This is a genomic window from Microcystis sp. T1-4, assembly GCF_000297435.1.
Classification (GTDB): domain Bacteria; phylum Cyanobacteriota; class Cyanobacteriia; order Cyanobacteriales; family Microcystaceae; genus Microcystis.
In genome coordinates this window covers 1-19,803 of sequence record NZ_CAIP01000096.1, presented here as the reverse complement: position 1 = coordinate 19,803, position 19,803 = coordinate 1, and the positions used below count along the sequence as shown (strand labels likewise).

Sequence of the window (19,803 nt, the reverse complement as noted above, 5' to 3'; positions counted from 1 at the left end):
GCCTTGATAAGGGGGGAATCTGACAATTTTTAAGTACCTAAGCAAAATTAATTACACATATCTAACCACCTCTTGCCTCTTGTCTCTTGCCTCTTGCCTATCTTCACTAGGAAATTAATTTTGCACGACTACTTAACACCTACCTAATTTAACAGAAAAAGTGGGGGTGTTAGCTGGACTAACATCCCCCACAATGAAAATTTTCGGGAAAAATTGCCTAATAACGAAAAAACTGGATTATAATAAGGTCTTTGCTCAAGATTTTTGCTAATCGCTAACTGCCATAAAACCCAATCAAGACCCCTGTTTATCGAGAGAAAAACCAATGGTAGCCACTTTAAAAGGACGAGATGTTTTAAGAATAACCGACATGAGTAGCGAAGAAATCAGCGCCCTACTCAATCTATCGGCACAGCTTAAAGCTGGTAATCTTAACCCTAGCTGCAACAAAGTATTAGGATTGCTATTTTATAAAGCTTCCACTCGGACCCGGGTTTCCTTTACCGTCGCCATGTACCAGTTAGGGGGACAGGTGATCGATCTTAATCCCAGTGTAACCCAAGTGGGGCGCGGGGAACCCTTAGCCGATACAGCCCGGGTACTCGATCGCTATCTCGATATTCTCGCAGTTCGCACCTTTAAACAAGAGGATTTAGAAGCTTTTGCCAATTACTCGCACATCCCGATTATCAACGCTTTAACGGATTTAGAACATCCCTGCCAGATATTAGCCGATTTACAGACTATCCAAGAGACTTTTCAGACTTTACGGGGAATTAACCTCACCTATGTGGGGGATGGTAATAATGTCGCTAATTCTCTCCTCCTAGGTGGCGCTTTGATGGGGTTAAATGTGCGGGTTGCCTCCCCCGCAAACTATCAACCCGATGGGGAAATTGTCGCCAGCGCCCAGGCTATTGGCGAGAAAACCGGTAGTAAAATCTTAATTACCGACGATCCCGTTACTGCTGTAAAAGACTCTCAGGTGGTTTATACTGATGTCTGGGCGAGTATGGGACAGGAAAGCCTCGCTGATGCCCGAATTCCCGTTTTTCAGCCCTACCAAGTCAACGAACAGCTAATGAGTCACGCTGACAAAGACGCGATTATTCTCCATTGTTTACCTGCTCACCGGGGCGAAGAAATTACCGACGGGGCGATCGAGGGTGTACAATCAAAAGTCTGGGAGCAAGCGGAAAATCGGATGCACGCCCAAAAAGCTTTAATGGTGAGTTTATTGGGATTAATCTAGCTGCAGATGCTCAGTTACTAAAATAATTATTAAACTCGATCATCAATCATCCTAAGACCTGTCCGACACCAGAAGTTAACGCTAGGATTGATGGTAAGAGCAATAATCAGGGCAGCCTCCACACCTAACTATATGTCAGACACCTCCGCCGTTAAAAAATATCTCGCCCATTGGTTTCAATTGGGAAAAAAAGTTATTTGTCCCAAAAACCAAGCTATGCTATTTCCGCTGCCAATTTTCAATGCTGATCGCTATTCGTCGGAGTTTGAGGATTGTTGGCAAAAAATGCTTGATCCTCAAAGTGGCGATTGTTACCTAGAAGGTACTCAACAAACCATCCAAGACTTACTTTCCCCTCAATGGGAATTTCACCCCTGCGCTCGTTGTACTATACCTGTACCAATTGAAGTGCTGGGCCAATCGGGTTTATCCTGTCCCTGCCATGATTTGAGTAATTGGCCCAATTTAGAATTACCCCTACCCCATTTACCTGTCAATAGTCGAGAAAATCTCGATCGCATCCGGCAAAGATTGCTAAAAAATTCTCCCTCACATTAACCGGACAAAAAGAGACGTTAGGGGTAACGTCTCGACAAAAGGATTGGGATTTAACGATTTCTGCCAAAAAGATTGACTAAATCCCGCAATCTCTCACTATATTCTCCGGTTAAAGCTTCCTGACGATAGCGCCATGACCAATTGCCTTCTGGGACACTGGGGGTATTCATACGCGCATCGGATCCTAAACTTAACACATCCTGTAACGGTACGATCGCCTGATTAGCCACGGAACTATAGGCCAGTCGAATCAGATCCCAAGCCACTCCCTGACCACTGGGAGCGCCAAGATATTGATAAAGTCGCGCTTTTTCGTAGTCATTGGCGTTATCCTGAAACCAGCCCACAGTAGTATTATTATCGTGAGTGCCGGTATAAATCACACAGTTGCGTTCGACGTTGAAAGGAAGATAGGGATTACCCGCATCACCCCCAAAAGCAAAGTGGAGAATCTTCATCCCCGGGAAGGCAAAGTGATCGCGAAAATCTAGAACTGCTTGGTCAATATCGCCCAAATCTTCGGCAATAATCGGCAATTTACCTAAACGAGCGCCAATAGTATTAAAGAGATCATAACCCGGGGCCTTGAGCCAACGACCATTAATAGCATTTTCCTGGCCGAAAGCCACCGCCCAATAGGCCTCTAATCCGCGAAAATGATCGATACGGATGATATCGACTAGGGAAAGAACCGCTTTTAAACGGCGTACCCACCAGTCAAAGCCCGTATTTTTGAGATAATCCCAGTTATAAAGAGGATTTCCCCATAATTGCCCCGTTTCTGAGAAATAATCCGGGGGAACCCCGGCCACTTCCAAGGGATTACCGGTTTGGGGATCCAGTCGGAAAACCTGCGGATTTGCCCAGACATCGGCGCTATTATGGGAGACATAAATGGGGATATCACCGATAATCTCGATACCGAGGGAGTTGGCATAGCGTTTTAGGGCTAACCACTGCTCAAAAAACTCAAATTGCAGGAATTTGTGCAGAAAAATCTCCTCTTGTAACTCCTGTTTCGGTGTTTCCAACGCACCCCAATGACGTTCGCGAATTTCTGTCGGCCATTCCATCCATGCTTTACCCTGGTAAGCGTGGGATAGGGCCATAAATAGGGCGTAATCCTCTAACCAATCAGCATTGCCAGCACAAAAGCCAGCAAACTGTTTGTAAAGAATTGTGTCAGAACCCTTGACAAAATTGCTCGCCGCCTTTCTAAGTAGGGGAATTTTCCAAGCGATCAATCGCTCAAAATCCACTTGATCGAGGGGAAAATCGGGAATATCCTCGAAATCTGCCTCACTAAGCAGGTTTTTTTCTCGAAGAAGATCGAGACTAATCAGGAGATGATTGCCGGCAATGGCACTAAAACTCATGTAGGGAGAGTTACCGTACCCTGTGGGGCCTAAAGGGAGAATTTGCCAGAGTTTTTGACCACTTTGAGCCAAAAAATCGATAAATTGATAGGCTTCCCTACCTAGTTCTCCAATCCCGTAACGGCCGGGGTGACTGGTGGGATGAAGCAAAATACCGCTAGAACGGCTAAAAGCCATGAAAAAACCCCCTTATCAATGATTCGGTTAGCAGTTCTTAAGTGTTTAAAGCTGAATGCTCACTGCTATCTCCAAGCTAACCCGATCTCGATCGATAACGGCAATACTTAACAACTTTATTAGACCTATAATGTAGGGTCTGCTGAAAAAGTTTGTTGGTGGGGTTAGGGTGTGGGGTTTTATCCATTGAGATTTTTTTGTCTTTGCGAGTGGTTCGGTAAGTCTGATCCAGTGATTAGGTTTTTCAGTATAGTTATTTCCTCTCTGGCCAAAACTTTTCAGTTAACAGAGTATCCAAATCCTTCGCAAAAGGACAAACATCAGGAAAACTGGTATCAGGATAATCCTCGCGCACCGACTCTAAAGCTTCCCCGTAGGATTCCCCAAAGATCTCGACTAGAAAGCTTTTTAAACTCGGTGAGTATTTAAACTCTTTTTTTAACTCGTTGCGAAAATTCCGGATCTCGACCTCCCATCCCCGATAACAATCCGGGAGAGCGACATAACACCGTTTTAAGAGATGCTCCAGTAAACGAACCAGAAAACTATGAACCGATTTACGCTGACTAATTCCCAAGGATTCCACCTCCTCGATTAAATTGTCCAGATCGATCGCAGCGAAATCTCCGGCTTTTAATCGATCTACTGTTTCGTCGATCCAGAGAGCGAAATCGGTATCGTAGAGCGTTTTCGTGGTTGTTGGTGTCATGCTCACGTCCTCTCGGTATTCTTTCACTATCCTAGTCCAACCGGCTCAAAATTTTTCCAATACTTCCAACTCCTCTAAGATTATAGATATCTTGTGAGAACCAAACTCCGTTTTGCCTTTTGCATGAGTAGAAAACGGGTTTCTCCGAGAAACCCGTTTTCTGTGCGTTACTCACTGAACTTCTCCCATACATATCTACTACAATAGCCGAAAACCCTTATCCATCAGACGACAGATAATGTGTGACTGCACAACAACTTAAGCGGGTGAGGGGAATCGAACCCCTATCATTAGCTTGGAAGGCTAGGGTTTTACCACTAAACTACACCCGCATTTTCTTAGCACTTTCGTTAGCATAACACGAATTGCCGATTTTTACAAGTAGGGATTTTCAGCTTGTTAATCGCCCCTAGATGGTCATAGATTGCCTAAAAATCCCGATCGCTCCCTTGTATCCCCGATTTGGCTAAAAGTTGCTTCCACGCGATCGAGGTCTAGTTGGGAGAAATTATCGATCGCCCAGTTGGACACTCTCTGCATAAAATGGAAGGGGTAGGTATGAGCGATTCCCACCACCTGCATTCCCGCTCTTTTTGCCGCTTCGCAACCAGCAAAAGTATCTTCAATCACCAGACATTCCCAGGGTTGCAACTGTAGATTAAAATTCCAACGATTGAATCTTTCCACGGCCAGTAAATAACCATCCGGTTGAGGTTTACTGGTGCTAATCTCATCCCCGGTGACAATGACACTAAAGTAATCCCCAAGGCCCGTCTGTTGCAAGATCGATTCTACTTCCGAGCGTATTGCTCCCGTCACCAAACCGATTTGTAGATCCCTGGCCTTAACCCGTTTTAAAAAAGAGTATATCTCTTCATAAATAGGAAGTTTCTCTAATTTTTCTAATCTTTCTCGGTATAAACTGGTTTTTTTGTTAATTAACTTAGTCAGATACTCCTCGGTCACTTGACGACCGCGACGGGTGAGAACATTACGCAAACAGACGCGATCGCTTCTTCCCAGACATAACTCCGCAAATTCCGACCCTAGGGGCAGCAAATTTTCCCCGAGCAAGATTTCATTGATTAACTCTTGATGGATCGGTTCATCATTGATGATCACCCCATTAAAATCGAACAGAACAGCCTTTAACATCAATCTTAGACAGAAAAGCTAATAAATACTCAGTGTTCTTGATTATACTAAAGTTTTTCGTCGGAGCCGGGCGGGTCTTGTCCCTGACCCCATCTCAACAAACAATTTTAATCGGAAAATTGCCAAGGCCTTGACAAATTTCCAGATTTGCTCTAATATTTTGTTATAGTGGGAATCCGTGCTGCCCTGTAACCCCCTATTTTGGGTTTGCTGAAAAGGTACGGGCGAAGCATTCGGATAGAAAATCTACGGTTTCAGTGATAGGTTATTGCCCGAATGCTTCGCCCCTACAGGACGCGGGCCGATGAAGACGCAAGGTTTTGAAGCACGATTCTCTCCTTGCACCTGTTTCGCAAGACAAGCCACCAAAACCCTTACCTTGCCTACATTTCACATTTATTAAGCAAGCCCCATTCTGGGTTGAGATATTAGCCAAAAATATAACAAAAGAATTTAGGTCATTGTTTCTTGTTTCGTTTCCGATACCCAACGACGGAATAATTCCACAGCAATCCGATAACGGCAGTCTTGGCATTCGATGACATGATGATTTTCAAGGGTTTTTAGGGCCCAGTCGAGAGTTGTGGCAGTTAGTCCGGTGCTGGACAGTAAATCTCCCCGGGTTAATCCTTGCAGATGGGGAGAAAGAACTATTAAAATCTCCTGTTGTCCGGCCGCATCTTGTTTAGCCTGTTTCCAGACACCCGTAAAATAATAATTCCCCCTTTGGAAAAACTCAGCATCGATGGCTTTTTCCACATCTTCCACCTGAAAACGAATATCTTGGGGACGTTGCAACTCAAAGACCTGTTTATTATAAAAACGTACCAGATGAAAGCCGATCATTTGTACTAAATAGGGTTGACCGTGGGTAAGTTGATAAATTTTGTCCAAAGCGGATGGGGTATAGTCTAGGGGAAAATCCTCGTCTTCCCCAACGGGATTAGCGAGGATAACGCGAGTAGATTCAGGAGAGAGGAAACTAACTGGAATCGGGTAAACACTGCCAAAAAAAGGATGAAAATAATCGGCAGTCATCTCCTCTAGGGTATGTAATCCGGCAAAAACAAAAGCTAGACGCGGACTACTCTGGACAAGGGAACGCAGATAGCCGAGGAAATTCGGGGGGAGGGTATTCGCTTCGATTAAATCCTCAATTATCTCGAACTCATCGAGGGCAATAATTAAACCGGTTTTAGCTTTTTCCGGCAGAATCTGGCGCATCAGACGGTCTAAATAACGATTAAAATACATTTCTGGATGTTGGGAGATTTTTTCCTCTTCTGGGGCATCAATTGCCAAAGTTTGGGCGATTTCCTCAGCCATAGTCAGGAGAACTTCGGCTAGGCTGGTTACTGTGGCCAAGCGCTGTAAATTAATGTAGATAACCGAGACATTTGGTGGAAGATATGCCTCCAGATTGCGTAGAATCGAAGTTTTACCCATGCGACGATGACCATAGAGAACCACGGAGGATAGGTTATCTCCCGACCACATTGACTGAAGTTCCCGCAGGATATCCTCACGACCAACAAAGCGTTGACCGATCACCGGATCACCGATAATGTAGGGATTAGGAATCGGTTGGGTAATAGTTACCGTTCCCACCGTTCCCGCGATGGATGTGCTAATTTCTGCCCATTTTTCGGCGATAGAAAGGATTAATTCTTTTTCTGCTTGGGGTAAAGTAGCCGCCTGTTGGTCGGTTATATCCCTTAATTCCCCGATAATCCGATTAAGAGCGAGGGATCTGGTCTGTTGGGAGTAACTTCTCTGGACTAAAGCCATTTCTGTGATAACTCGATTTAAACTGCTGATAGCTTGCCAAGTTTGCGGACGTAATGACGGTTCTGCGGCAATGGGGGCAACCTCCAGGGAAGCGATACTATCGGGAGTTGCTGCCAGACTAAATCGGTGTAAAGTTTGGGCGAGGCTATACATTTCTTCCCCGTAGGCGAGGGAACGTACCACAGCAAAGGCTTTTTCGGCTTTTTCGGTGTCCTGTTGGTGAAGATACCAAAAACCGGCGGCGGCGGCGCGAGCAGGGGTATCGAGACGGATTTTGCTGTCAGGAAAAGAAAACAGTTTCGCCGACGCATATTTTAACAATTGCCAATCGGAGGGATTTTCTGCCAGACGGGAGACGCGATAGATAATTTCTGCCTCTGGGAATTGCGATAAAACGCGGTTAACGGCGACAAGGACAGGAATAAACTGGCAGCTGTACCGAAAGTATTGATTGAGGTTATTAATAGCCGTTTCCCAGTCTTGCTGTAACCATTGTTGTAGAGTCGAGGTTAACCCCGGCAGCGGTAGAAGGGTAATACGGGGAAAAAGTCGCCCTTGGGGACCGGCCAAAAGCCCGATTAGCCAATTATCAAGACGGAAAAAGGCGAATATAAAGACCACGCCGAACACCACGCCGAACACCACGCCGTACACCACGCCGGACACCACGCCGGACACCACGCCCAACACCACGCCCAACACCACGCCGTACACCACGCCCACCCAATTAACAGAAAGTCCTAAATTTGCCGCTATGCTACAGATAATGAGAGGGGTAATTACAGTTAAGAGAAGACCCTGAATCCCTAGACGCAATTGTACGGGATGGTTGCAGAGAAATTGCATTCTATCGCGCCATGTTTTCTGTTCTGTTAATTTATCGCCGCCGCCTCTCGTTTCCACATACCAGCGCACTGCTTGGGGAAAATAAAACACCCAGTACAACAGCAAAAGATAATCAAAGGGATTCCATAAAGATAAATCGCGTTTGAGTTTAGGAGCGAGATTAATTCTGGGGACGGTGCTTTCCTTCATAATTTCTATCTCTAGCTATTTACCCGGTGATGGTTTATTAAGTAGTTAGGTGTTACTCAAGGTAGGATCAAACCCCCCTTATCAAGGGGGGCAGGGGGGATCAAACCCCCCTTATCAAGGTAGGATCAAACCCCCCTTATCAAGGGGGGCAGGGGGGATCAAACCCCCTTATCAAGGTAGGATCAAACCCAAAATTAAATCAACTTATTGTTTAGTTATAACCTAAGTTCGGGATGCTGAGTTATTGACTTTGGTTTGATAAAGTTTAAAACAATTTTGCATCACCTCTCGCGGCTTTCCTTGACTTTGCCTAACAAGAGAACTTATTTCCTCCTCAGTAAAAGTCACTCCAGTTTGACTTAGACGATGACTAATAAACTCTTTAATTTTAGCTTCATCCCATAATTTAATCGGAAATTGTTGACAAATTCCCTCGAAAGGTGAATCACCTCCTTTGTTATCAGGAAATAAAACATCAAGGGAACGATTAGCCGCTACTACTAATCTTAAAGGTGGATCGGGACGATTAGCTAACTCTCTTAATTGACTTCTAAGCTGATAGCTGAAATATTTTTGAGTCATATTATCTACCACATCCAATAATAACAGGATTTTATGTTTTTCTAATTCCCTAGTTAATCTAGTTCCTTTGAGCGGTTTATCGTAATTCGCAGCTATACCAATCTGATGACATAATTCATAATAAAAATCCTTATCTCCTGCTAATCCTTCTAAGTTTAAATACAAGGGTTGTCGATGACTAAGTAAATACTCCCTTGCTTGATGGTAAATTCCCCAAAGCAGGGTGGTTTTTCCCGTTCCCCTTTCCCCGATAATAGCAGCACTACTGCCGGAATTTAAAACCTCAAAAATATCTTTAATTTCTTGTTCTCGGCCAAAAATCTGCTGAATTTCTTTAATACCTCCGGAAGTGGGTTTAAAAGGATTATGGGCATTTTTTTGGGGTTGTAATTGCGGAAAATATTTAAAAATAGTCTGAACTGGAATCGCTCTTCCTCCTAAATCACTGTACTCATCTCTGGTTTTATTCACCACTCCGCACACTTTCCCCGTGCGTAAATTTAACAGAGGTGAACCACTAAAACCGGGTTGTACTTGCCCTAATTTAAACTTGATTAAGGGGTTTTCATCCCCCGTTAAACCTATATACTCAAAGTCACTAGGATCACCGTTCGGATAATCGTTGGTATAGCCGAAAGTGTATAATTTATCTGTTAATTGTAAATCGTGATCAAAATCGACATATTTGTGATCTAAAGACGAGTTTAATTGTAAAAGAGCCAGATCGATCCCATCTAGATTCGGTAAGTTGATAATTTTAGCCATAGAAATTTGACCTTGCCAAATTATCTCGATAGTCTCGCGATTATCCCGCGCATCTTTCACCACATGAAGACAGGTCAAAATTAACCCTTGTCCCACAAAAAAGCCTGTTCCTGACCCATAGATTAACTTTAACCTGACAGTGTACGGAGGTAGAGATTCCGGGGTAAGCATTTAATCAATTTATCCTCCCCATTCCAGAGTAATTTTTAAATTTCCCTTTCCTTCACCTTCCACAATTAAAGCGGTTAGTTTACCGGATTTTACCCTGACTTCTACCCCAAATTCTACGGTAGCCTTTTTGGGCTGCACTTTACTTATCGTAGCAGCGATCGATTCAGTAACTGCCTCAATTGTATCAGCGACACTTTGAAAGTCAAATATTTGATCGGATACTTCCCGTTCACCACCGAAACTTCTCGCTTCCACTAACATGGTGACATTTTCTTTAACTTTAACTGAAATAATCTCAGATCTAGATTCTGGCATAAGGCTCCTCCAATGACCCGTTTATGGTTTTCTCGATTGCTTCTCGGACAAACTTATAGCGGAAGCAAAAAGGCTTATATATATTTCGGCACGGATTCCCATTATACTAGAAAGTATAGGTCAAATCGAGGGATTTTGTCAAGTCTTTTTTGCCATTAATCTATATAATTGTCGGGCTGCTCACCAGTCATTGTCCTGAAAAAAATTATGCCCCAGTTTGTTAAACAAGCATATATGCAGCGGTCAACCGAGACAGCACAGGAGCCTCTCTTATTCTTTGTGTGATCAGTTTAACTTAAGTAGGTAGGCACAATTATTTGTAGGATGGGTTAGCGGTAGCGTAACCCATGCGGGCGTTGGGTTTCATGCTTCAACCCAACCTACGTTCATTTTATATTTAATTCCACCCACCTACTTATATAGAACCGATCAATCTTTGTGTCCTTTGTGTCTTTGTGGTTCGTTCCAGTCGCTCGCTGGCGGGAATATATCTTATAAAATACATTTTACCCACCAAACCCAAGAGAGCCGACAGGAGACAAAAACGAGTTATTGGACAGAAAGAGGCGATGGGATGTTATTATTTAAAGCCGATTCCCCGGAAGCATCCGAATTGATCATCGGGCAGCATCCCCTGGCGAATAGTAGTGGAATAGGCTATTAAAGGAGTGAACCCTGTGCAAATATTCACAACAATCCCCGGTTTACGCACTTTTTTGGCTGATTATCGCCATGATCACAGTATTGCCCTCGTGCCAACCATGGGCGCTCTCCATAAAGGTCATGCTAGTCTAATTCGACGCGCGGTGACGGAAGCGGAGGTAACTGTGGTCAGTATTTTTGTTAATCCTCTACAATTTGGCCCCACAGAGGATTTTTCTCGCTATCCCCGCAGCCTTGACAGCGATCGCCAATTGTGTGAATCTTTGGGAGTTGCTGCTATTTTTGCTCCCAGTGCGGAAACTTTAGGAATTGGTAATTCTGAGGAGATAACCGCAGTTGTTCCCCCGATTTCTCTGACTAGCGGGTTATGTGGTGCTTTTCGTCCGGGACATTTTCAGGGAGTAGCCACAATTGTCACGCGGTTGTTTAATATTATTGCACCGACGATCGCCTATTTTGGCGAAAAGGATGCCCAACAGTTAGCGATTATCCGGCAATTAGTCAGGGATTTAAATTTAGCGATCGAGATTCGCGCTTGTGCTACAGTGCGAGAAACATCGGGATTAGCAGTTAGTTCTCGCAATCAGTATCTATCGGCCACAGAAAGGGAAAAAGCGACAATTATCGCCCAAAGTTTGCAATTAGCCCTCGAAAGTTTTCGTTTAGGGGAAAGACAAAGGGAAAAACTACTGGCTATTGTGCAAAAAAATCTCGACAGAGTGCCAGAATTTCGCCCTCAGTATCTGGATTTAGTCCATCCCCAGAGTTTACAACCGATCGAGCAGATCGAGACAGGGGGCTTATTAGCGATCGCTGGATCGATCGGTCAAACCCGTTTAATTGATAATATTATCTTGCGTCAACGTCGGGCAGTTATCGCTATTGATGGACCTGCTGGAGCGGGAAAATCGACGGTAACGCGCTTAGTAGCGGAAAAATTGGGGTTAACCTATCTCGATACCGGTGCGATGTATCGCGCGGTGACATGGTTGGTGGTGAATTCTGGTCTGGATTTGTCCGCAGAAGCGGCCATCGCCGAGTTATTATCTTTAGCGAAGATAGAAATAATCCCCGCCGATAGCCCCGAAAATGTGACTATAGTGAAGATTAATGGGCAGGATGTGACTTTAGAGATTCGCTCTCCCGCAATTACCTCGCAAGTGTCCAGAATTGCCGCTCAAAAAGCGGTGCGACAGCAGTTAGTCACCCTGCAAAGACAGATGGGAATGTCGGGGGGAATAGTTGTGGAAGGTCGGGATATTGGTACTAATGTTTTCCCAGAAGCGGAATTAAAGATTTTCTTGACAGCGACACCCGAAGAAAGAGCCAGAAGGAGATTAAAAGACTTAGAAGCGCAGGGAAATGGTGGGATTAGTCTCGCAGAATTAACCCAAGAGATTGAAAAAAGGGATTATTTGGATAGTAATCGCTCCCTAGCACCCCTGCGAAAAGCCGCAGATGCGATCGAAGTTAATACCGATCATCTCACTATTACAGAAGTCACGGAAAAAATCATTGCTCTTTATCATCAAGGAGAAGAAAATCAATGGAGAAGCCTCTAGTTTTTTTAGATACTGATGTTTTGATTTCTTATCTACGAGGAGATCTTGCCAGTGTGCATTTATTTGATCGAGAAATACTCGATCGCGTTTGTCTTGCTATTAATGCGATCGTTTTACAAGAGTTATTATTTTTGGCAGAAGTTCGTAATCATCCTGAAATAGTCGATCGGATTCAAGAAAAGGTGACTATCTTGGATTTTGATTTAGTAAAACTTGATCAATATTGGCAAAATGCTAGAGATATTCGCAATATTTTGGTACACTCGAATGATGTTTTAATTTTAAGTAGTGCCGCTAATTGTGATTATTTAGTTACCTATGATCAAAAACTTAAAAAAGCCTCTAGTTATCTATATAACTCTAAACCGATGGTAGTAACACCTGAAGAATTATTAGAGGTTATCGATCAAAAAAATATAGTCCCTTCTAGCCTCTCTTGCCAAGGATATAAATCCTCAAATTTCCCCTTAAACAAGGTGATTTAGGGAGATATTTATGAAGTTAAATTATCTGAATTTATCATCTATCTGTTTAACGGTAACTTCCTTGATAATTCTTGGCAGTCCAGCTATATCTTTAGCCGATCACAGATCACCAATAACTTTAGCTGCTAGGGATTTATCAACCCAGCAACAGGGAAAAAAAATTATTCTTAATGGTCGTTCTTTGCCCGTTTCTTGGCGACAGTGGACAGCAGCAAATAGTACCAGAATCGCCATGGGTGACACGGGAGCAAGACAATTATTTGGCATGGATTTTCTTAGCACAAATGATCCAAAAAAGCAACCGATAAGCTGGTTTAATTTACAAACTTTATCGGCTAATTTAATCGACTCTGATCGCTGGCTGGATGTTACGGATATTTTACTAACAATGGGGGCAACAACCACAATTAATGGCGATAGTTTAACTATTAACTTTCCTGCTGCCCAGATGCAAGATATTCAGCTAGAAAATTATGGAGCAGTACAACGGATTATTATTCAACTTGATCGCCCGACCTTTTGGCAAGTTAGTCAGGCAAAAAATCAAGCAGTGATTACCCTAGAAGGAAATGCCCAGCAATCGCTTATCTCTAAGTTTCAACCCCAAACTATCAGCAACAGTAATCAAAATAACGATGAAGATGATCTAGGCAACTCCAATAATAACTTACCCACTCAGATCACTTCCTTAGAAAATAATGGGGTGATCAGTCGTTTAAAAATTAACCTTCCCACTGCCTACGGATTACAGATCAGCAGTGTGGATAATCCTCCCCGAATTATCATTGATTCTCGTCCCGATGCTATGGATGAAAAGCGCATTGTTTGGCAACCAGGGTTAATCTGGAATCAAAAATATATCCAGTTAGACAAAGATTGGTTTCCCGTGACTTGGTTAGAAATCGATCCTAGAAATCCTCAGATAACTATTAAACCAATTACCGCTAATTCCACCTCAATGCGCGGCACTAATCCCCTGATCACGATTAATAGCGAAAGTAATGCGGTAGCGATGATTAATGGCGGCTTTTTTAATCGTAATAATCAGTTACCTTTGGGAGCAATTCGTGTGGATGGCAAATGGTTATCTGGACCAATTTTAAACCGAGGAGCGATCGCATGGGATAATCGTGGTAAAATCAGGATCGATCGCCTTAGTTTAGAGGAAACTCTCATTACTGCCACCGGACAACGTTTTCCCCTAACCCATTTAAATAGTGCCTTTGTAGCAGCCGGCTGCAGTCGTTATACTCGCGATTGGGGAAGTAATTATCATCCCCTCACCGAGCGGGAAACCGGGTTAGTCGTGCAAGGCGATCGCATAACGGAGAAATTAAATAATCTTTTGCCACAGGATAGTATAGACATACCGGAAAATGGCTATTTAGTCATCTGCCGAAAGACAGATATTAATTTAAAGATTGGTGAGACAGTCAACCTCGATAGCGTCACCCTACCGAGAGATTTTGCTGATTATCCCCAGATTTTAGGTGCTGGCCCCCTATTATTGCAGAATGGACGCATAGTTTTAGATGGAAATGCCGAAAAATTTAGTCCGGCATTCCAAAATCAACAAGCTTCCCGCAGTGCGATCGCAGTTAGCCGAGAAGGAAAAATTTTGCTAGTTGCTATCCATAATCGTGTCGGGGGAAGGGGGGCAACTTTAGGCGAATTAGCCCGAATTTTGCTGTTAATGGCGGCAAAGGACGGTTTAAACCTAGATGGGGGTAGTTCGACTGGGATAGCCTTGGCGGGTTATCTGCTCGATCGCTCTGCCGTTACCGCCGCAAAAGTCCATAATGGAATAGGGATATTTTTATCCCCGTCTCCTTGAAAAGTGTGAAAACAATGGATAATAGCGACTGGATTAAACAACTGCTGCTGATGGGTATTGGTACTACTTCCATGGTGGCAGAAAAGATCAAAGAAGTGAGCGATGAATTAGTAAAAGACGGTAAAATCAATTCCGATCAGGCTAAAAACTTTGTCGATGATCTGATGACACAGATGAAGTCTGAACAAGGGAGCTTCGAGAATAACTTAGAACGCTATATCCGCAATATCTTGCAGGATTTAGGGGTTCCCCGACAATCGGAAATGGACGAACTGCGGGGAAGGATTGATAGATTAGAACGGCAGGTGAGAGACTTAGAGAATAAACTCTGGCGTTAGGGAACTATGAAATCAATGCGCGAAATCTTGCTCAGTTTTGCTATCATTGCGGTTTGTGGCTTATTTTTAATCGTTGCTTCACTCTTTGGTGGAGGGGAAAAAGCCAATGCGATCGCCGCAGAAATCGATCCACCCGCTATCACTCAAACTATTAATAAGGAAATCATCTCCATGGATTTAGATCAAGCAGTTACCACCGATTCGGGACTAAAATACATCGATATCGTGGAAGGAACTGGAGAAAGTCCCCAAAAAGGTCAAAAAGTGACTGTTCACTACACGGGAACCCTGACAGACGGCAAAAAATTCGATAGTTCCAAGGATCGCAATCAACCTTTTACCTTTACCATTGGAGTGGGTCAAGTGATCAAAGGATGGGATGAGGGAGTCGCATCGATGAAAGTCGGTGGGCAGCGTACCTTAATTATCCCCCCAGAATTGGGTTATGGTGCGCGGGGTGCCGGTGGGGTAATTCCTCCCAACGCGACTTTACTTTTCGATGTGGAACTGTTGGGAGTTAAATAGGTTTTTCCTCTGATTTTTCACCTCTACCCGCATCTCTTCTGAATGCGGGTTTTTTGACGTATTGCTGGAAGATAAAGGCCAAATCATACCATTTTTCTTTATTCGTGGCAGACATTCTACTCCTTTCTTGCCCCCCGATGTCGGGGGGGTGGGGGGCAAGGGTTGAGGGAAATTAACCATCTCTGCCATTACTTTAGAAAAATGGTATCAGGAAGATTTAGTAAATTCGAGACCGTTTTCGCTACCGTAACGTTCCATGAAACGCATAAAACGATCCCACTCTGCGGGAGAATTAAAAATAACCGTAGCTTTGATCGCCATGGGTTTACCGTTGATGAATTTGCCTTCTACTTTCGTGGTGACGATTTCTCCTTCCTCATCGATAAGATACATCCCCGTTATTTCCTCGGTTTGTTGATCTCCCAGGATAGTCGGTTGCTCAAAATAAAATTCTGCCGATCCCTTCTCTCCCGTTTTAGTGCGACTTAAGCGGATATTGGGAACAACCGGTTCTTTTAGTCCCCTGGAAAACTGAATTTCTGCCATTACTTTTCTTTATCCTTCTCATAAAATAGACATTTCTAGATCATCTCACACCAAGTCGCAAGTAAAAAGCAGATGGGACAGCATAAGCTCAAAATATCAATACCAATACCATTTAGCCCTATTCGTGGCAGGCCTATCCATTGGTGACATCTTTCTTAACATAAAATTTGACAAAAAGACAAAAGTGTGCAATGTGGCTCAAGTTGGTTCTCTGGGAGAACTAATTTGAGCGAATAGTTCTGGCGTTCTAGTGGGTCGTTAATTTCCATGCCCTCTATAATACAGCCCCTGTCAGGGTTCTGTCCCTTCGCAATTAAAACTTTTGGTTGCGCTGACTAATGATACTAAATCCTGTGGAAAAGGTATAGGAGAGTGGGGAGCGCCGGAGCAGGGAGCGGGTTTTTAAAGTTCGATTGGGAGTTAATCATATTATTAAAAACAGATTTGGTGTTAAGTACCTAAGCAAAATTAATTACACATCTAAGCCGTCAGCCGAACGCTTTTTCAGTGACCAGTAAACAATGAACTGAAAACTCAAATCTGATCCCTGATGGCTGTCTCCCATCTCCTGTCTCCTGTCTCCTATCTCGACTAAGAAATTAATTTTGCACGACTACTTACCTGTGCCTTAGCTTACTTGTGTCTTTAAATACTTCCTTGACTGCTTGAAATCACACAAATATTTATATAAAGGCTATACCATCATAATCGAAGTAAATTACATTGTTGCCATTGCTTACCGCCTCTCATCGAGACTGTGTTGAGATTTGTCGAAGCTAATGGCAAAGGTGATCTTTTATGTCCAATTTTTTTAAGATGTGTTAGCACGCTATGTCTATCCTAAGTGAACAAAATCTTAAGCTAGAAACTCTCATTCTGTTTCAAAAACCGCCAAAAACCAAGTTCTGGGCGAAATTTTTGGGGTGAGTATAACCAACCATCTCTGCCATTACTTTTGAAAAATAGTATTAGTAGGAAATGCAATTTACGGCCTTCTGATCCTTGCTATTTAATTAGGTATTTCGGCTGTAATAAAGCACTGTGACTTAAACAGACTATTAATGGACATACCAACTATAACTTGAAAAAAATTGCCAACTGCCTATCATGAAAAAACTTGCTTATTCATTGCTACCCCTGGGGATTACTGTTGGACTTTGCCTAAACATTGCCCCCGCTTCCGCTAGTTTGCTGGTACGAGAAGTCATTTCCAACGCTGCCCTTTCTATTGACGGTTTTGGCAGTACAACTAATACTGGAATTATCCAAGCCGATATACCAGCAAATTCTACAATTCAGAAAGCTTATCTTTATGCCGCCTCCGTCTGGGATAACCCAGTTTACGGAGTAACTTTTAATGGGAATACACTTCCCTTGAGTTCAGCAACTATTCTTGGTCCGAATAGCAACCCAGCCACCACCGCCCGTTGGGATGTCACCAGTATCATCGCTTCTTCTTTTAAGGAAGGATTACAAGACTTTAGTATCACTGAGAATGGACAAAACGATGGTGCAGCTCTTGTCGTTGCCTATAGCAATTCTTCTACCCAAGGCTTTACCTCGGTTATCCTAGACGGAGAACTTTCCACCGGGGGAGATACAATTCGGTTTAATTTTGCTAATCCTTACATTGGAGGAGTTTTTCTGGTTTCACTCGCTTCTAGTTTTAGCAAACAGCCAGTCATGGGTCAGCATCAAGTCACTGTGGTTGACGTAACTACTAATTCAACTAATAATCGACGTTTAACTAGGAGCGCAGGGGGGGCAGATGACCGCACGAGCGGGGAAAACTCAGACAATGGAAACTTGATCACTGTTGGGGGGATAGGTGATAATCCTGCTAACGTAGATCCAACCGCTCGACCTAGTGGCACTAATCCAGACGACGAATACTATAACCTTGCTCTTGGTAACAGTGCCAATACTACTCCTTTCATCTTGCCAGGAGATACTTTCCTCAGTTTAGCAACACGGAATCCCAGTGATGATGATAACGTTTTCGGAATGTTTATCACCAGTGGATTTAAGATCACTACCACTCCCATCCCCGAACCATCGATGAAACTGGGTATTTTCGGTATCGGTGCCATCGGTATTTTACTATCTCTCCTTGGTAAAAAATCCTAAGCTGCCCGCGAATTTAAATTGTTTGTGGAGATGAGGCACTCTTGCACCCTCACCCCTGGGGATGAGGGCAATTAACCATCTCTGCCATTACTCTTGAAAAATGGTCTCAATCACCCCTTCAGGACTATCCCAGTGCAATCAGTGGCAAAATCAAGGCTATGATCGATCACTGATAACCAATAACTGAGATGAGATGGTTTTATTAGAAGCGGCGGTTCATTCTTCCCTACGCGCTTTTTTACGGGAACAAGGGCGCTTTTACTGGTCTCATCATCTCACTATGGGGCGACTGGTGGCTAGAGCTTTACGCTTAAAACGTTCCTCTCTCATGCAAACTGGAACGACTCTGTCCCGTTATTGTCTCAGTTATCTCACCCCGGCTCTTTTAGGTAATACACCTGTTCTGATTGTTGCTCCAGAGTCGGAAGTAAACCTACTTTTAGAAGTGGAAATCCCCCATCTGCAAGCATGGTTACAAACTCAACGAGATATCCTCAAAAGCGATCGCTTTCCCGCTAATTTTACCGGTTTACTCCTCACCACACCCCAACAATGGTTAGAGGATAAATTGGGCAATCTCGGTCATTTTCCCCAGAATATCCCCACGATAATCGATCGAGCCGAAGATTTAGAAACTTGTCTAGTAGATTATCTCACCGTCACCATTACTCCCGAACAATGGTTCGCTTTAGGGTCAGCATATCCCCAGCATAGAGAGTTTATAGACTTAATTAAAGCACAACTTAGCCAAAGTATTCTTGGTCATCCAATAAATCCCTATAATTGCTATCTTATTGATGCCAAAGAAAAAGAATATATAATTGCTCTCCTGCAACGCTTGGATCAAGACTTAACCACTGATTCTGTTTGGCAACTTTTAGCGGCCAAAATCCCCGAGCATAATTATCTCCTCTGGACATCAGTAGATCGAGATCGAGAAGAATTTACCCTAAAAATCAGTCCTTTGGAGGTGGCTAGTTTTTTCAAACCGATTTGGCAGCAGCAACCCTTTGTTTTAATCGGCAGTTTTTTAGATAGCGAAAAATCCGCTAATTTATACCGTCAAAATCAGGGTATCGGAGAAATTTTAACTTTAAAGTTTGCAGCCGATCGCGAAAGTGAATATATTCATTTATATCTACCCGATCGCATCAGCGCCCCCAATACGCCCGAATTTCAACCGATGTTATTAAAGCAAGTGCGGGAATTAGTTAGTGCTAATCATACCAGTGAACAACCGATAGTAATCCTGATTGAAGATGTTCCCCTCAAGGCACAAATTGCCACCCAAATCGCAGCCGATTACGGTTCGCGAGTGCAAGTGGAAAAAACTGGGATTAATAGTAATACTATTCTGGTGTGTGGTTGGCAATTCTGGCAAACCCATCAAGAAAAATTTCCGACTCCCAGTTTATTAATTATCGCTACTTTACCCTTACCCTCCCCCGAAAATCCTCTTGTTGCTGGCAAAATTGCTTACTATAAACGACAACATCTCGACTGGTTTCGTGCCTATCTTTTACCCACAGCAGTAAGGGAAATTCAGCAATCTGTTCAGTCTCTCCGGGAGTGTCAAGGTTGTGTGGCTGTCCTCGATAATCGTGTCAATGCCCGCAGTTATGGCCGACAAATTCTCTCTGCTTTAGAACCCTATGCTAAAGTTAATTATCTCGATCAACAATTTTTTCAAGATAAAGATTAAATCAGTTATCAGTTATCAGTTATCAGTTATCAGTTATCAGTTATCAGTTATCAGTTATCAGTTATCAGTTATCAGTTATCAGTTATCAGTTATCAGTTATCAGTTATCAGTTATCAGTTATCAGTTATCAGTATTCAG

At 43.3% G+C, this 19,803-nt stretch carries 17 protein-coding genes and 1 tRNA gene; 9 read left to right on the top strand and 9 right to left on the bottom strand.

The features are described from left to right. Window positions 1-325 precede the first annotated feature (325 nt). The gene (gene argF / locus MICAI_RS05375) at window positions 326-1,252 is read left to right on the top strand and encodes an ornithine carbamoyltransferase (RefSeq protein WP_008198840.1); all 927 of its coding nucleotides are present in this window, start codon (window positions 326-328) and stop codon (window positions 1,250-1,252) included. A gap of 132 nt (window positions 1,253-1,384) precedes the next feature. Beyond that, complete coding sequence (locus MICAI_RS05370; protein ID WP_039899639.1) at window positions 1,385-1,810, top strand: hypothetical protein; 426 nt, start codon at window positions 1,385-1,387, stop codon at window positions 1,808-1,810. A 50-nt stretch (window positions 1,811-1,860) separates the two neighbouring features. On the opposite strand, the gene malQ is transcribed toward MICAI_RS05370, so the two are convergent. From malQ to MICAI_RS05335, 7 genes are all read right to left on the bottom strand, one after another. Next, window positions 1,861-3,363 (bottom strand): 4-alpha-glucanotransferase, encoded by a 1,503-nt coding sequence (gene malQ, locus MICAI_RS05365; protein ID WP_008198836.1) that lies wholly within the window; start codon window positions 3,361-3,363, stop codon window positions 1,861-1,863. Between the two features lie 253 nt (window positions 3,364-3,616). Then, the gene (locus MICAI_RS05360; protein WP_008198834.1) at window positions 3,617-4,072 is read right to left on the bottom strand and encodes a DUF29 domain-containing protein; all 456 of its coding nucleotides are present in this window, start codon (window positions 4,070-4,072) and stop codon (window positions 3,617-3,619) included. 261 nt (window positions 4,073-4,333) lie between these two features. Continuing rightward, a tRNA-Gly gene (locus MICAI_RS05355) sits at window positions 4,334-4,404 on the bottom strand. Between the two features lie 85 nt (window positions 4,405-4,489). Beyond that, complete coding sequence (locus MICAI_RS05350; RefSeq protein WP_008198832.1) at window positions 4,490-5,227, bottom strand: HAD family hydrolase; 738 nt, start codon at window positions 5,225-5,227, stop codon at window positions 4,490-4,492. A 453-nt stretch (window positions 5,228-5,680) separates the two neighbouring features. After that, a complete protein-coding gene (locus tag MICAI_RS05345; protein ID WP_008198830.1) occupies window positions 5,681-8,050 on the bottom strand; it encodes an AAA family ATPase in 2,370 nt (789 codons plus the stop codon). Window positions 8,051-8,272: 222 nt separating this feature from the next. Beyond that, entirely contained in the window at window positions 8,273-9,568 is a 1,296-nt protein-coding gene (locus tag MICAI_RS05340; RefSeq protein WP_008198828.1) for a S1 family peptidase, read from the bottom strand. Between the two features lie 9 nt (window positions 9,569-9,577). After that, window positions 9,578-9,883, bottom strand: coding sequence for a CU044_2847 family protein (locus MICAI_RS05335; RefSeq protein WP_002762380.1), 306 nt, complete (start codon window positions 9,881-9,883; stop codon window positions 9,578-9,580). A gap of 677 nt (window positions 9,884-10,560) precedes the next feature. On the opposite strand from MICAI_RS05335, the gene MICAI_RS05325 reads away from it, so the two are divergent. Genes MICAI_RS05325 through MICAI_RS05305 form a run of 5 tightly spaced genes read left to right on the top strand, consistent with a single transcriptional unit; the run spans window position 10,561 to window position 15,290 of the window. Then, a complete protein-coding gene (locus MICAI_RS05325) occupies window positions 10,561-12,108 on the top strand; it encodes a bifunctional pantoate--beta-alanine ligase/(d)CMP kinase (RefSeq protein WP_008198819.1) in 1,548 nt (515 codons plus the stop codon). Then, complete coding sequence (locus MICAI_RS05320; protein ID WP_002803933.1) at window positions 12,093-12,593, top strand: type II toxin-antitoxin system VapC family toxin; 501 nt, start codon at window positions 12,093-12,095, stop codon at window positions 12,591-12,593. The genes MICAI_RS05325 and MICAI_RS05320 overlap by 16 nt, the downstream gene beginning before the upstream one ends. Window positions 12,594-12,603: 10 nt before the next feature. Beyond that, the gene (locus MICAI_RS05315; RefSeq protein ID WP_008198813.1) at window positions 12,604-14,427 is read left to right on the top strand and encodes a phosphodiester glycosidase family protein; all 1,824 of its coding nucleotides are present in this window, start codon (window positions 12,604-12,606) and stop codon (window positions 14,425-14,427) included. Window positions 14,428-14,441: 14 nt separating this feature from the next. Further along, the gene (locus MICAI_RS05310; RefSeq protein ID WP_002758682.1) at window positions 14,442-14,765 is read left to right on the top strand and encodes a phasin family protein; all 324 of its coding nucleotides are present in this window, start codon (window positions 14,442-14,444) and stop codon (window positions 14,763-14,765) included. Between the two features lie 6 nt (window positions 14,766-14,771). Further along, the gene (locus MICAI_RS05305) at window positions 14,772-15,290 is read left to right on the top strand and encodes an FKBP-type peptidyl-prolyl cis-trans isomerase (protein WP_008198809.1); all 519 of its coding nucleotides are present in this window, start codon (window positions 14,772-14,774) and stop codon (window positions 15,288-15,290) included. On the opposite strand, the gene MICAI_RS27525 is transcribed toward MICAI_RS05305, so the two are convergent. Together MICAI_RS27525 and psb28 are read right to left on the bottom strand one after the other, a co-directional pair. After that, window positions 15,283-15,405 carry a hypothetical protein gene (locus tag MICAI_RS27525; RefSeq protein ID WP_008198807.1) on the bottom strand — a complete coding sequence of 41 codons (123 nt, stop codon included), beginning with the start codon at window positions 15,403-15,405 and terminating at the stop codon, window positions 15,283-15,285. The genes MICAI_RS05305 and MICAI_RS27525 overlap by 8 nt on opposite strands. Before the next feature lie 92 nt (window positions 15,406-15,497). Then, window positions 15,498-15,836: a photosystem II reaction center protein Psb28 gene (gene psb28, locus MICAI_RS05300; protein WP_008198805.1), complete on the bottom strand. Its 339-nt coding sequence runs from the start codon at window positions 15,834-15,836 to the stop codon at window positions 15,498-15,500. 1,107 nt (window positions 15,837-16,943) lie between these two features. On the opposite strand from psb28, the gene MICAI_RS05295 reads away from it, so the two are divergent. Together MICAI_RS05295 and MICAI_RS05290 are read left to right on the top strand one after the other, a co-directional pair. After that, window positions 16,944-17,963, top strand: coding sequence for a PEP-CTERM sorting domain-containing protein (locus MICAI_RS05295; RefSeq protein ID WP_008198804.1), 1,020 nt, complete (start codon window positions 16,944-16,946; stop codon window positions 17,961-17,963). A gap of 193 nt (window positions 17,964-18,156) precedes the next feature. After that, window positions 18,157-19,665 carry a helicase C-terminal domain-containing protein gene (locus MICAI_RS05290; RefSeq protein WP_008198803.1) on the top strand — a complete coding sequence of 503 codons (1,509 nt, stop codon included), beginning with the start codon at window positions 18,157-18,159 and terminating at the stop codon, window positions 19,663-19,665. The last annotated feature ends 138 nt before the right edge of the window (window positions 19,666-19,803 follow it).

What these genes read in the sequence shown, in the direction of transcription:
- argF (WP_008198840.1), top strand. Translation starts at nt 326, where the DNA reads ATGGTAGCCACTTTAAAAGGACGAGATGTTTTAAGAATAACCGACATG.
- MICAI_RS05370 (WP_039899639.1), top strand. Translation starts at nt 1,385, where the DNA reads ATGTCAGACACCTCCGCCGTTAAAAAATATCTCGCCCATTGGTTTCAA.
- malQ (WP_008198836.1), bottom strand. Translation starts at nt 3,363, where the DNA reads ATGGCTTTTAGCCGTTCTAGCGGTATTTTGCTTCATCCCACCAGTCAC.
- MICAI_RS05360 (WP_008198834.1), bottom strand. Translation starts at nt 4,072, where the DNA reads ATGACACCAACAACCACGAAAACGCTCTACGATACCGATTTCGCTCTC.
- MICAI_RS05350 (WP_008198832.1), bottom strand. Translation starts at nt 5,227, where the DNA reads ATGTTAAAGGCTGTTCTGTTCGATTTTAATGGGGTGATCATCAATGAT.
- MICAI_RS05345 (WP_008198830.1), bottom strand. Translation starts at nt 8,050, where the DNA reads ATGAAGGAAAGCACCGTCCCCAGAATTAATCTCGCTCCTAAACTCAAA.
- MICAI_RS05340 (WP_008198828.1), bottom strand. Translation starts at nt 9,568, where the DNA reads ATGCTTACCCCGGAATCTCTACCTCCGTACACTGTCAGGTTAAAGTTA.
- MICAI_RS05335 (WP_002762380.1), bottom strand. Translation starts at nt 9,883, where the DNA reads ATGCCAGAATCTAGATCTGAGATTATTTCAGTTAAAGTTAAAGAAAAT.
- MICAI_RS05320 (WP_002803933.1), top strand. Translation starts at nt 12,093, where the DNA reads ATGGAGAAGCCTCTAGTTTTTTTAGATACTGATGTTTTGATTTCTTAT.
- MICAI_RS05315 (WP_008198813.1), top strand. Translation starts at nt 12,604, where the DNA reads ATGAAGTTAAATTATCTGAATTTATCATCTATCTGTTTAACGGTAACT.
- MICAI_RS05310 (WP_002758682.1), top strand. Translation starts at nt 14,442, where the DNA reads ATGGATAATAGCGACTGGATTAAACAACTGCTGCTGATGGGTATTGGT.
- MICAI_RS05305 (WP_008198809.1), top strand. Translation starts at nt 14,772, where the DNA reads ATGAAATCAATGCGCGAAATCTTGCTCAGTTTTGCTATCATTGCGGTT.
- MICAI_RS27525 (WP_008198807.1), bottom strand. Translation starts at nt 15,405, where the DNA reads ATGTCTGCCACGAATAAAGAAAAATGGTATGATTTGGCCTTTATCTTC.
- psb28 (WP_008198805.1), bottom strand. Translation starts at nt 15,836, where the DNA reads ATGGCAGAAATTCAGTTTTCCAGGGGACTAAAAGAACCGGTTGTTCCC.
- MICAI_RS05295 (WP_008198804.1), top strand. Translation starts at nt 16,944, where the DNA reads ATGAAAAAACTTGCTTATTCATTGCTACCCCTGGGGATTACTGTTGGA.
- MICAI_RS05290 (WP_008198803.1), top strand. Translation starts at nt 18,157, where the DNA reads ATGGTTTTATTAGAAGCGGCGGTTCATTCTTCCCTACGCGCTTTTTTA.